The organism is Deltaproteobacteria bacterium (genome assembly GCA_016210005.1).
In the GTDB taxonomy this organism is placed as follows: Bacteria; Desulfobacterota; Binatia; order HRBIN30; family JACQVA1; genus JACQVA1.
This window is the reverse complement of the sequence record JACQVA010000212.1, coordinates 1-10,997: the sequence shown is the minus strand read 5'-3', so window position 1 is coordinate 10,997 and position 10,997 is coordinate 1. Positions and strand designations below refer to the sequence as shown.

Annotated in this window: 13 protein-coding genes and 2 tRNA genes; 9 read left to right on the top strand and 6 right to left on the bottom strand. The window is 64.8% G+C overall.

The features are described 5' to 3' along the window. Positions 1–316: 316 nt before the first annotated feature. Both HY699_20600 and HY699_20595 read right to left on the bottom strand, forming a co-directional pair. Positions 317–1,297: a trypsin-like serine protease gene (locus HY699_20600; GenBank protein ID MBI4518208.1), complete on the bottom strand. Its 981-nt coding sequence runs from the start codon at positions 1,295–1,297 to the stop codon at positions 317–319. A gap of 94 nt (positions 1,298–1,391) precedes the next feature. Then, a tRNA-Arg gene (locus HY699_20595) sits at positions 1,392–1,463 on the bottom strand. Between the two features lie 37 nt (positions 1,464–1,500). Between HY699_20595 and ispE the strand changes: the two genes are divergently transcribed. The 9 genes from ispE (at position 1,501) to HY699_20550 (ending at position 6,917) form a co-directional block, all read left to right on the top strand. Next, on the top strand, positions 1,501–2,445 hold the full coding sequence (ispE, locus tag HY699_20590; GenBank protein ID MBI4518207.1) for a 4-(cytidine 5'-diphospho)-2-C-methyl-D-erythritol kinase: 945 nt from the start codon (positions 1,501–1,503) through the stop codon (positions 2,443–2,445). Further along, a tRNA-Gln gene (locus tag HY699_20585) sits at positions 2,446–2,517 on the top strand. A 46-nt stretch (positions 2,518–2,563) separates the two neighbouring features. Further along, on the top strand, positions 2,564–3,508 hold the full coding sequence (locus HY699_20580) for a ribose-phosphate pyrophosphokinase (GenBank protein MBI4518206.1): 945 nt from the start codon (positions 2,564–2,566) through the stop codon (positions 3,506–3,508). Between the two features lie 26 nt (positions 3,509–3,534). Next, positions 3,535–4,200 (top strand): 50S ribosomal protein L25/general stress protein Ctc, encoded by a 666-nt coding sequence (locus tag HY699_20575; protein MBI4518205.1) that lies wholly within the window; start codon positions 3,535–3,537, stop codon positions 4,198–4,200. A gap of 6 nt (positions 4,201–4,206) precedes the next feature. After that, positions 4,207–4,779, top strand: coding sequence for an aminoacyl-tRNA hydrolase (locus HY699_20570; protein MBI4518204.1), 573 nt, complete (start codon positions 4,207–4,209; stop codon positions 4,777–4,779). Between the two features lie 10 nt (positions 4,780–4,789). Next, complete coding sequence (gene rpsF, locus HY699_20565; GenBank protein ID MBI4518203.1) at positions 4,790–5,167, top strand: 30S ribosomal protein S6; 378 nt, start codon at positions 4,790–4,792, stop codon at positions 5,165–5,167. Positions 5,168–5,180: 13 nt separating this feature from the next. Continuing rightward, positions 5,181–5,495, top strand: a complete 315-nt coding sequence (locus HY699_20560; GenBank protein ID MBI4518202.1) for a 30S ribosomal protein S18 — start codon at positions 5,181–5,183, stop codon at positions 5,493–5,495. Beyond that, positions 5,496–6,437: a DUF2232 domain-containing protein gene (locus tag HY699_20555; GenBank protein MBI4518201.1), complete on the top strand. Its 942-nt coding sequence runs from the start codon at positions 5,496–5,498 to the stop codon at positions 6,435–6,437. It abuts the gene before it with no gap. Between the two features lie 33 nt (positions 6,438–6,470). Beyond that, positions 6,471–6,917 carry a 50S ribosomal protein L9 gene (locus HY699_20550; GenBank protein ID MBI4518200.1) on the top strand — a complete coding sequence of 149 codons (447 nt, stop codon included), beginning with the start codon at positions 6,471–6,473 and terminating at the stop codon, positions 6,915–6,917. A gap of 37 nt (positions 6,918–6,954) precedes the next feature. Here HY699_20550 and HY699_20545 read toward each other — a convergent pair whose 3' ends face one another. From HY699_20545 to HY699_20530, 4 genes are all read right to left on the bottom strand, one after another. After that, positions 6,955–8,379 carry a sigma-54-dependent Fis family transcriptional regulator gene (locus HY699_20545; GenBank protein ID MBI4518199.1) on the bottom strand — a complete coding sequence of 475 codons (1,425 nt, stop codon included), beginning with the start codon at positions 8,377–8,379 and terminating at the stop codon, positions 6,955–6,957. Positions 8,380–8,392: 13 nt separating this feature from the next. After that, positions 8,393–9,055, bottom strand: coding sequence for a response regulator transcription factor (locus HY699_20540; GenBank protein ID MBI4518198.1), 663 nt, complete (start codon positions 9,053–9,055; stop codon positions 8,393–8,395). A gap of 271 nt (positions 9,056–9,326) precedes the next feature. After that, positions 9,327–9,788 carry a pyridoxamine 5'-phosphate oxidase family protein gene (locus HY699_20535; GenBank protein MBI4518197.1) on the bottom strand — a complete coding sequence of 154 codons (462 nt, stop codon included), beginning with the start codon at positions 9,786–9,788 and terminating at the stop codon, positions 9,327–9,329. Positions 9,789–9,806: 18 nt separating this feature from the next. Further along, on the bottom strand, positions 9,807–10,826 hold the full coding sequence (locus HY699_20530) for a hypothetical protein (GenBank protein MBI4518196.1): 1,020 nt from the start codon (positions 10,824–10,826) through the stop codon (positions 9,807–9,809). Positions 10,827–10,997 lie beyond the last annotated feature (171 nt).

Genomic DNA, 10,997 nt, shown 5'->3' with positions numbered 1-10,997 from the left:
CGGCTTCACCGACGAGTCCCCCGACTGGGGCATCGGCGGCTAGGGGCCCTGGCCTGGGATGCAATGCCGGGCTGTTGGCCGAGGCGCCCGCCAGACCCGTGCCCACGGCCAACAGCCCGATGATAACCCGAACGGTCATTCGTGCGCCTCCCTACGAACCCGCAGCGGCTGGTCAAGGTCGGCAACCCGATCCTGAGGCGCTGATTACACCGTTGTCCCGCGGTGCACTGTCCGTGACGTCCGGCAAGCCTGAGTGGGAGCCGCTGCTGGGGCTGTTGCCGGCCGTGCTGACAGTTTCGCTGACACCAGCGTTTGGTTAGGGAGCATTCCTCCAGTTGATCATGTTGTTGAACACCGCCTCGCGAATGCGGGTCCCGTGGTTGTGGTTGCTGTGGGGAGCTGCGCCATGGAGTCCCTGAGCGTGAATAGCGTAGGCGCACGGTCCATCGGCACAGTACGCCGAGCCTGCCGGTCTATCTTGCCAAACTGCGCTGCCGCTTTGCCCGCCAAAGGTGTCGTTCTTATAGAATACCTGAGTCCCTTGAGTAACTCTCACGATGTCCGCGCTCATCCACTGAGACTGCGCTGGTGTCTTGTCGGAGGGATACCCGAGGATCTCCGAGGGCAGTCCAGTCAGGGAAGAGTCTTGCCACCAGATTCCGTACCAGCCGACGGTGTTGCCGACGTTTGTGAACAGCTTGATGGCGCCGTAGTCGTACCGCTCGTCGGCGTTGTTCGTCCAGCCCGCAACCGAGTAGAGCCTCTTTGCGTTGTAGGAGCCGTACGGCGCACTGCCGGCGTTGTAAGCAGGCCACACCTTGACATTCGTTCTCCAACTTCCGCCTCCCCCTCCGGTATGAACGCAGTGGCCCGCGGTTGCGACGACGTTCGGGCCGTAGAACCATGCGGTGCAGTAACCGCCGTCGAAGGTCACGAGCGCCGTGGCCCTTGCCGGATAGGGGGTGGAGTATGCCCGGATACGGGTGTCCGATCCCAGCACCGACTCGATCCCGACGTTACCGCTCGCGGGTTGGAGCCCCTTGATCTCTTCACGAGACATCGGAGTGAGTTCCTCGGATGCGAGGCGGGCGTCTTCGCTCAACACACCGGTTCCCGCAGAGGGCTGCGTACCCTGGGTCGCCGCGCTGCCCGTTTCCGCGGACGCCGTTACTTCCCCATCGCTGGACACGGACGCACTAGGACCAGCCGTTGCGGGCAATGGCGCCGCCACAGCTGCCACCAGCAACGCCGCGAACAACACCTTGCTTCTCGATGCGCTTGCCTTGAAACTGTTCATAGCCGTCCTCCTTTTTCCCTTCTTTTCGTGTTGGGTTTTGAGTTCGGTCGTCACATCGTTATGCCCATTTCTGGAGCGTGCGCCGGTGTCGGAATGCCCCCGCCGCGAATCGAACGCGGACTACAGGTTCCGGAGACCTGTGTGATATCCTTTTCACCACGGGGGCCACGGGTCAAATGACAGCTGCTGGTAGCATGCGAGTTGTGGGGGGTCAATCTGCGACCGGGGGCACGACGGTGGCCGGGCCGGCGACGGCGCGTGTTCTGGCGCCTGCCAAGGTGAACCTGTTCTTGCGCATCACCGGGCGCCGTGCCGACGGTTACCACCTGCTCGATTCGCTGATGGTGCCCGTCGATCTCTACGACGAGCTGGCGTTCACGATCCAACGCGGTGGCGCGACTCGGATCACGCTCGGCTGTGATCGGCCCGAGATTCCGGCGGACCAGCGCAACTTGGTTCACGCGGCAGCGGAGCTGTTGCTGGCCGAGAGCGGTGTCACGGCGGCGGTGCATGTCGAGTTGACCAAGCGCATCCCCGCCGCTGCGGGTTTGGGAGGGGGCAGCAGTGACGCCGCGGCCACGTTACTGGCCCTGAACCGGCTTCTGGAAGCGCGCCATAGTAAGGCCCAACTGGCCCAATGGGCGGCCCGACTCGGCGCCGATGTGCCATTCTTCATCTACGGGCGGCCGGCACGGGTCGGAGGTGTTGGCGAAATCGTGACGCCGGCTGAAGGCTGGGGCGGGATCGCACTGGTAGTTGCGTTCCCCGGAGTCGGCCTGTCCACGGCCGCGATTTATCGGCAGTACGATGCGGCCGGGGTAAGTCCGCACCGGCCGGAGGTTTCGTTGACAAACCCGCTGCCGGCCACTAGTATCGCCGCTTTCGCTGGCGGCAAAAGACCCGCGTGGTCGATGCTGGTCAACGATCTTGAGGCTGTGGCCGCCGAGGCGTTTCCCGAGTTGCGATCCCTCAAGAAGATGCTGATGCAACTCGGTGCCGAGGGTGCCCTGATGACGGGGAGTGGCTCGGCAGTCTTCGGCGTGTGGCGCACGCGCTCGGCGGCGGAGGTGGCGGCTGGTGCCGTCAGGGAGCGCGGCGTGTGGGCGGTCGCGGTGCAGACGTTAGAAATCTCGCCCGCGGCAGCGTGATGGGCGGTCGCCAAGCGGTAAGGCCCCGGACTTTGGATCCGGTATTCGAAGGTTCGAATCCTTCCCGCCCAGTGCTTTAGCTGATAACGCCAGGTGTAATAGGGCAATGGGAAGCCACGTGAGAGACGAAATACAGGTGTTTGCTGGGAACTCAAACCCGGCACTGGCGCAAGCGGTCTGCCAGTACTTGGGCGTGCGCCCAGGAGATGCCGACGTGCGTCGCTTCAGCGACGGCGAGATCAACGTGAAGATATCGGACAACGTCCGCGGCGGAGACGTCTTTGTCGTCCAATCCACCTGCACCCCGGTGAACGATAACCTGATGGAGTTGCTGCTGCTGCTCGATGCCTTCAAGCGGGCCTCGGCAAAAAGGGTCACCGCGGTGGTGCCCTATTTCGGCTATGCGCGCCAGGACCGCAAGGTCTACCCCCGCGTTCCGATCAGCGCCAAGCTGGTGGCCGACCTCATTACGACCTCGGGCGCCTCACGCTTGCTCACCACCGATCTGCATGCTGGCCAGATTCAGGGCTTCTTCGACATCCCCGTCGACAACCTGTTTGCGACGCGGGTGCTGCTCAAGTACGTGCGCGACCGGCTGCCGGGCGATGGGTTGTGCGTAGTCTCGCCCGATCCCGGTGGGGTGGAGCGCGCCCGGGCCTTCGCCAAGCACCTCAATGCCGGCCTCGCCATCATCGATAAGCGGCGCCCGCGCCCGAATGAGGTGGCCGAGATGCGGGTAGTCGGCGAAGTGGAAGGCCAGAAGACCATCATTGTGGACGACATCGTCGACACCGCCGGCACCTTGGCGGCGGCGGCGGCGGCGCTGCGCGAGGCCGGAGCCACCGAGGTTTACGCCTGCTGCACCCATCCGGTGCTCTCGGGCCCGGCGATCGAGCGCATCGAACAGTCGGTGCTGAAGGAGCTGATCGTCACCGACACCATCCCACTGTCGCCGATCGGCCAGCGCTGCAGCAAGATCCACACGCTCTCCGTGGCGCAACTGCTGGGTGAGGCGATCCGGCGAACCCATAACGAGGAGTCGATCAGCTCGCTGTTCGATTGACCCGAAAAGAGGAGTGAACAGGCAATATGGAGACGGTGGATTTGAGCGTCGAGCCCCGCAGCGGTACCGGCAAGGGGCCAGCGCGCCAGCTGCGTCGCAGTGGGGCGGTGCCGGGCGTGTTCTACGGCCCCAAGCGTAGCCCACTATCAGTGAGTATAAACGCCAAAGAGTATCGTACAAAGATCGCCGGCTTGGAGGGGTCAACCCACTTGATCAAGTTGTGCTCCGGCGCGCAGGACTTGGCGAACAAGGTGGCGTTGATCAAAGAGGTGCAGCTCGATCCGGTCAGCGGCGCGCTCTTACACGCCGATTTCTACGAGGTTGACGTTACGGCCAAGCTGCGCGTCCAGGTGCCGCTGCATTTTGTCGGCAAGGCGGCGGGCATCGTCGAAGGCGGCATCTTGCAGCCGTTGCAGCGTGAGGTGCTGGTCGAGTGCTTGCCCTTCGATATCCCGCAGTACATCGAAGTTGACGTGACGCCGTTGAAGATTCACGACACCATCCACATCGCCGCACTGCGGAGCCCGGCGGGGGTGGAGTTGGTGTACGACAGCGATGTGGCGCTGGTGACCGTACTGCCGCCGACGGTGGAAGAGGTGAAGGTTGAAGCCGCCGAGGCCGAAGCGGCGGTGCCGGTCGAAGGGGCGGCGGCCGAAGCGGCCAAGGGCGAGGCCAAGGGCGGAGCGGCGTAAGCAGCAATGTACCTCGTCGTGGGCCTGGGCAACCCCGGCCGACGGTACGCTGCCACCCGACACAATGTGGGTTTCATGGTCATCGAGCGCTTGGCCGAGCGCTGGCGCATTGAATTGACGCGAGCAATGCCAGGCCTCAAGATCGGCGAGGGCGGTGTTGCCGGCCAGGCGGTACGTCTGGTCGAGCCGGAGCGCTTCATGAATACGAGTGGGGAGGCTCTGCTGCCGTTGCAGCCGCAGGCTGCGAGCTTGATCGTTATCCACGACGATATCGATCTGGCTTACGGGCAGCTGCGGGTCAAACGCGGCGGCGGTGCCGGCGGCCATCGCGGGGTGGCGTCGATCATGGAGTGCAGCGGCGCTGACTTTGTTCGTGTGCGGCTGGGCGTCGGCCGCCCGCAACCCGGTGAGGACGCCGTGGCGCACGTGTTGGCGGCGTTTCGCCCGGAAGAATTGGAGCACCTCGCGCCGCTGCTCGAGACGGCGGCCGATGCGGTCGAGACCGTGCTCCGCGAGGGCCTGGAAGCAGCGATGAATCGATTCAACCAGCGCCGGCCAGCAGTGGCGGGCGCGAACTAGGAGGCAGTGCATGCAGCAATACGAAACTCTCTTTGTGCTGCACCCCGAGGTGCCGGAAGCGCAAGTCCGTGAGACCATTGAACGGGCTAAGCGGTTGCTCGAAGGCATGGGCGGGAGTGTCGGACAGGTACACGAATGGGGCTTACGCGACCTGGCGTATCCCATCCAGAAGCAGCGCCGCGGCTACTACGTCGTGATCGAGTATGGCGCCGGTGGCGAGGCGGTGCGGGAGCTCGAGCGGACACTGAAGATCGCCGACGAGGTCATGCGTTTCGTCTCAGTGCGGGCGGCGGAGGTCAAGCGCAAGGAGAGCACCGGCCGCAAGAAGGCGGCGCGGGCTGTATCCGCGCCCAGCGAACCGGAAGAGACTACCGTAGTCCCGGAGTAACGAAGGAGGAATCATGGCAGAGGCAGGTCCAAGGGGCGGCAGGGGCCGCAGCGCAGGCCGCGGCGACGATCGCGAGCGTGGCGGAGCCGGCGGCGGCGGCTTTCGACGGCGGGGTGCCGGACGTCGTAAAGTCTGTCGCTTCTGCGCCGACAAGGAAGCGATCATCGACTACAAGGATACCCGCACGCTGGCGACTTTTATCACCGATCGTGGCAAGATCGTTCCGAGCCGCATCAGCGGCAACTGCGCCCGTCACCAGCGGCGCTTGCGGGTAGCCATCAAGCGGGCGCGCACGGTGGCGCTGGTGCCCTATACGGCGGCGATGTAAGTGCGCTTAGCGACTGCACATGGTTCGTCTGCCGTGGGGGCGGCGGTGGCGGCAACCGGCGGGTTGTTCGTGACCGCCGTCGTCGGTGCGCCGGTGTCGGTGGTGCTGCTGCCATTCGTGCCGCTGCCGGGTCTGTTGCTGGGCGGCCGCCACGGTGCCGGTGCTCTGGCCGCGTGTGTGGCGCTGACTACGCTGGTGGCTGCTGCGCTGCTCGGACCCGGGCCGGCATTGACCTATATGCTTACGATCGGCGGGCCGACGTTGGCTGCGGCGGCGGCTCTGCGCCGGGCCTGGTCCGTCGAACGTACGGTGTTGCTCGGAGCCGGGGCCTGGAGCCTGGCAGTGGCGGTATTGCTGTTGGTCACCTACGGTTCGCCGAACCTGGTGCTGGAGGGCTTGCGCGAGCGGTTGCAAGAGAGCTTCGATCTGGCCGTTTCGGCATCCGGCCGCTTCGGCATGGAGCCGGACGCGGCCAGCGATCTCCTGGCGATGCGTGAGCCCATGCTGGCCGGAATTCTGGGAATTCTGCCGGGCGTGCTGGTACTGGCTGGCGGGTTCACGATGCTGCTGAACGTGCTCATAGTCCGCAGCCTGCTGCCGTGGCTGCAGTTGGCCGACCTGCGCACCTGGAGCGTACCGGCCGCGTTGATCTGGGGGTTCATCGGCGCCGGTTTCGGTATGTTCGCGCCGCTGCCGGAGATCGCACTGGTTGCGCGCAACGCCTTCGTGATGCTGCTCGGATGCTACCTGTGCCAGGGGCTGGCGGTGATCAGCTTCTTTCTGGCACAGTTTCAAGTTCGCCGCAGCCTACGCGTCGCCTCCTATGTGCTGATTGCCACGCAACAAGTGTTGCTGGCAGTGGTGTTGCTGCTTGGTATCTTCGACCTGTGGGCAAACTTCCGCCGCCTCGGTGTGATCTTGTCCAACCAGGCCGATGACTGAAGAACTGGACCTGACTGGTGAAGGAGCAATTCGATGGAAGTCATTCTGCGCGAGGAAGTGCCGCACCTTGGCGTTACCGGCGACGTGGTCAAGGTAAAGCCGGGTTATGCGCGCAATTATCTGCTGCCACGTGGCCTGGCGATCGTCGCCGACCGCCGCAACGTCAAGGCGCTGGAACATCTGAAGCGCGTTGCCGGCGAGAAGCGCGAGCGCGAGAAACGAGCGGCGGAGAGCGTGGCGCAGAAGATCACCGCGCTGCGCTTGGTCATCAAGGCGCGAGCCGGTGAAGAGGGGAAGCTTTTCGGGTCGGTTACTAATCAGGACATCGAGAAAGCGCTGGCGGCCGCCGGGCACGCGATCGAGCGCAAGCGCGTTCGCCTGACCGAGCCGATTAAAACGCTCGGCGAGCACAGCGTGGCGATCCACCTTGCACCCGGCGTCGACCCGCATGCGACGATAATTGTCGAACCTGAGGAGTAGCTGACCGTTCGCCTTGCCGGCTGCGCCGCGAAGTTGGCTACCGGCGATTGTCGTTGGCGCCAGGCGCCGGTTCTGTTGCCTCTGCCATCGCAGGAGTCGGCGCGCTGCATTGGTTCGGCTCGCCGCGACGAAGGCGGCGGTCGAGTGCCTTGCGATCGAGATCGAGCCAGCGGGCCGCGGCGGTCTTATTGCCGCTGGCTAAGCTGAGAGCGGTCTCGGCCAGGGATCGTTCGATGGCCGAGAGCAGGCCGCGCGGGGTGTTGCCGGCGCGGACCGCGTTGGTGAAGGCCGTGCTTAGGTTGGAGACCGCGTGTTGTACCGACGACGGCCGCGCGACGGTGGCGGCAGCGCCACTGTGCAAGCCGAGATCAAAAGCGGCGATTTCACCACCGGTGGCGAAGACGATGGTCCTCTCGATGACGTTGCGCAACTCGCGCACGTTGCCCGGCCAAGCATAGCGTTCTAGTTGGCTCAAGGCTGCCGCACTCAGCTGGAGGCTTTCCGCCCCGAATTCGTGCAGGAAGAAGCGCACCAGTTGTGGGATATCGCTGTGGCGCTCGCCGAGGGCGGGGACGGTCAGCGTCACCACACTCAAGCGGTGGAACAGGTCGTCGCGGAACTGCCCCGCGGCCATGCGCCGGCGCAGGTCCTGATTGCTCGCTGCAATGACGCGCACGTCAACGTCGAGCTCCTCCTCCCCGCCCACTCGCCGAAAGTGCAAGTCCTCCAGCACCCGCAGCAGCTTTGCCTGGGCCTCGGGGGCGAGCTCCTCGATCTCATCGAGAAAAAGCGTTCCCCGATGTGCTAGCTCGAACAGCCCGCGCCTCCTGCTCGACGCGCCCGTGAACGCACCGCGTTCGTAACCGAACAGCTCTGACTCGACCAGTTCACGTGGCAAGGCAGCACAGTTCACGCCGACAAACGGCCCGGCATGCCGGGGGCTGAGGCCATGGATGGCGCGAGCGACCAGCTCTTTGCCGCTGCCGGAGGCGCCCACAATGAGGACACGTACCGGGCGTGGCGCCACCGCCTGAATCCGCGCCCGCAGCTCCGCCATCGCCGAGCTGGTGCCGACCAGCCGCTGCAGGGGCAGGGGCAGGGTGGCGGTAGCCAGCGTCGAGCGGACCAGCGGGAGTAGGCGCTCCTCCGTCACGGGCTTGAACAGGTACTGCGGCACGCTACCACACAACGACGCCCGCAGCTGGGGCGCGTCAGTCACTTCGCTGAGAATAATTGCCGGAAATTGCGGCGACAGCTCCTGCAACAAGTCCAGCCCGGTGTGGGCGCTGTTGGCCGTTCCGAGGCGAAAGTCGATCAGTCCGAGATCAAAGCGCCGGTCGCGGCACAGCCGACAACTGCGCGCAAATCCTTCCGTATGGCACAGCTCAAAGCCCTGCGGTTGCAGCACCTGCTGGACGGCGTGAAACCCCGGCGTGTCGTCGACCACTAGCACGGCAGGCATGGCTTCGACTCCTTCAGGCGCGCCACACAACTGAGGGACGCGGCGTCAGCAACTCTGCCGCTAACGCGGCCAGCTCTGAGCGCGAGCTGACGCCGAGCTTGCCGAAGATGTTGGTCAGGTTGACCTTCACCGTCTTCTCGGCGATTCCGATGGCCTTGGCGATCTGGGCGTTGCGCAAGCCCGCCATCACCTGGCGGGCGATCTGCAGCTCGCGCGGTGTCAGCTTACGGCGCTGATCGGGCGCCAGGGCTGCCGGCTCGCGGCTCGGCCACGATTCCGCAATCGCCTTCATCACGGCGCAAAGCTGCCCGGCCGTTTGCAGCACCGCATCGAGCGGAATTCGTCTCCTGTACTCCTCCAGCGGCAGATCGTCGTGTTCGGCCAAAAGCATCAGGCGGGTGCGCGGCGCACGTGCCTGCACCGTGAGCAGCAGCGGCAACGGATTCATGATCTCCGTGCAGCAAGACAGCAACAACAGCGCCGAGCGGGCTTGAACCAGGGCCGGTATGATCAGCGGCAAGTCCAGCGGCGTGGTTCGCACCCGTAACCCGCCGGCCGACTCGCAGACGCTCGCTGCCAGCGACTCGCGACAGAGCCGGTGGCTATCTGCGATCAGAATCAGCGGCCTGGGATCAGGAAAAGGAATCGGCTGCCGCCTCGATACTTGCTCTTCCATGGCCAGTTCTCCCAAAGTTCCCTTCCCGCCAAGCGGGATGTGTGACTTGCTTGCGACGTAGTACAACATGTGTGCCGTCGCTTTGGGCTCGCCTAGTAGAGGGAAAAGAGGCGCTGCGCCCACGATGGGTGCCAACGCTCGGTAGCACCCCTGGCCGACGGTGGATCGGTAATTAGATGAAACTAAAGGACTTTAACCCTGCTACCGGCCGGTAGCAGGGGGGGCGGCGCTGGCCCAGGACAAAAGGCAATTCGGTCGTTGTCGTTGTTGCTCAGTAGACGCCGCCGAGCTTGCTGTGGTCCCAGCTGCCGGTTCGCTCGGGCACCACGCGAATTACCACCCGCTTGCGGGCCTGTGCCTTCATGGCTTCCTCGATGCCGGGAACCAGTGCCCCTCCCATCTTTTGATGAATGCGGGTGAGGACGCCGACGCACTGGTCTAGGTCGCGGATCAGCTCGGCCCGGCCGCGAATCATGACGCCCTTGAGCTGATCGTAGGTAGCGCCCGACTCGGCCATTAGCGCCACCTTCGGGTTGCGCTCGATGTTGCGGGCCTTTTGCGATTTCGCGTAGGTCGTCATCAGCACGCTGCCGTCGGCTGCGACCTCGTACCACATGGCGATGACGTGCGGATATCCGCGGTGGTCGATGCTGCAGAGCGCGATCGTCTTATGTTCGGCAAGGAAGCGGGCTTGTTCCTCTGCGGACAACTCAATCAGGTGGCGGCGTTTCATTCGTACCTCGTTAGAGAATCAGCTCGCGTAAGCGGCCTTTGGCAGCGGCGCGGCCACCGTAGCGCGCGCCTGGCAGCGCGCCAGCGTCCACCGGGCACACTGAATGGCCGCGAGTGCTGCTATGCCGGCGCCACCGGCCGCCTTGACCCCGATGGTGACCGAGAGCGGCACTCCTGCGGGTTCAGTCAGGCGGGCCAGGAGCGTGATCAGTACCCAGACGGTACCCGCCAGCGCCAAGGCAAGGCCAAGGCGGATCGCCACCGGGGGCATGGCCGGCAGGTTGTGCGCCGGCGGGGTCAGCCCCGCGGCAAAGTCGGTCTCGACTTCCGGAATAACTGCGAGCGCCGTAAACACACTAATAAGGAAGGCCGTGAGAGTGAGGTCGAAGCGCAGCTCAGCAATCGACACCAGCGGAGCTGAATGACCGGGGCCCTCACGGTAGAGCATCCAGGCGAAGATTCCGTTCAGCACGCCGTTCACGGTTGTCCACGGGGCGGCGAAGTGCAGTGCCAGGTAGCGGCCGAGTGGGGTTGGGCGTTGCCCGACTGCACCGAGGTGAGCGTGAAAGCGGCGAAACTCGCGATCGGCGACGATGACAGCAGCTGCCAGCGTCACCGCTGCCCCAATACCTCCCATCGCGCGCGCGCTTAGGCTGGCACTTAAGACCGCGGGTGCGCTGAGCGCGACGGCGGCGGTGCTCACCAGCGCCGCTGCCAGCGCCAGCGGCGGTGCGCTGCGCAACGAGACGAACCAGGGATTGGCGGGTTGGCGGCAAATGCCGGCGCCGGCCGGTGGCGCGGTGAATCGGCCAACCAGGTACTGCGCCCGCAGGTTGACGATAGCGCCCTGGCTGGCCAGCACCGCGCTGACAAACGGTGTCAGCGCGAAAAAGGCGAGCGCGCCTGTGCGCGCCAGGCCAGCAGCATCAGCGAAGTGCTCGTGAACCAGGAGTGCCAAGCCATAAAGCAGGAAGAACCAGACCACGCTGTTCGCCAACGCGAAGATCCACAAGAAGACGCGGTAAGAGAAGCGAAGCATGCACGTGGGCCAAGGCGGCGCTCAACCTAGTGGATGAGCCGCAGTGAGTCAAAGCTGCTCGAGGCGATCCGGTATGCGAGCCGCGCGGCCGGCGGGCTGCGCGACAAATTTGTGGGTAACGTGGTTCGGTGTTATGGCCGTCATTCCCGCGAAAGCGGGAATCCAGTTTGG

Excerpts from the sequence above, each read along its gene's own strand:
- HY699_20600 (MBI4518208.1), bottom strand. The coding sequence starts at position 1,297 with ATGAACAGTTTCAAGGCAAGCGCATCGAGAAGCAAGGTGTTGTTCGCG.
- HY699_20575 (MBI4518205.1), top strand. The coding sequence starts at position 3,535 with ATGGAGACGGTGGATTTGAGCGTCGAGCCCCGCAGCGGTACCGGCAAG.
- HY699_20570 (MBI4518204.1), top strand. The coding sequence starts at position 4,207 with ATGTACCTCGTCGTGGGCCTGGGCAACCCCGGCCGACGGTACGCTGCC.
- rpsF (MBI4518203.1), top strand. The coding sequence starts at position 4,790 with ATGCAGCAATACGAAACTCTCTTTGTGCTGCACCCCGAGGTGCCGGAA.
- HY699_20560 (MBI4518202.1), top strand. The coding sequence starts at position 5,181 with ATGGCAGAGGCAGGTCCAAGGGGCGGCAGGGGCCGCAGCGCAGGCCGC.
- HY699_20550 (MBI4518200.1), top strand. The coding sequence starts at position 6,471 with ATGGAAGTCATTCTGCGCGAGGAAGTGCCGCACCTTGGCGTTACCGGC.
- HY699_20545 (MBI4518199.1), bottom strand. The coding sequence starts at position 8,379 with ATGCCTGCCGTGCTAGTGGTCGACGACACGCCGGGGTTTCACGCCGTC.
- HY699_20540 (MBI4518198.1), bottom strand. The coding sequence starts at position 9,055 with ATGGAAGAGCAAGTATCGAGGCGGCAGCCGATTCCTTTTCCTGATCCC.
- HY699_20535 (MBI4518197.1), bottom strand. The coding sequence starts at position 9,788 with ATGAAACGCCGCCACCTGATTGAGTTGTCCGCAGAGGAACAAGCCCGC.
- HY699_20530 (MBI4518196.1), bottom strand. The coding sequence starts at position 10,826 with ATGCTTCGCTTCTCTTACCGCGTCTTCTTGTGGATCTTCGCGTTGGCG.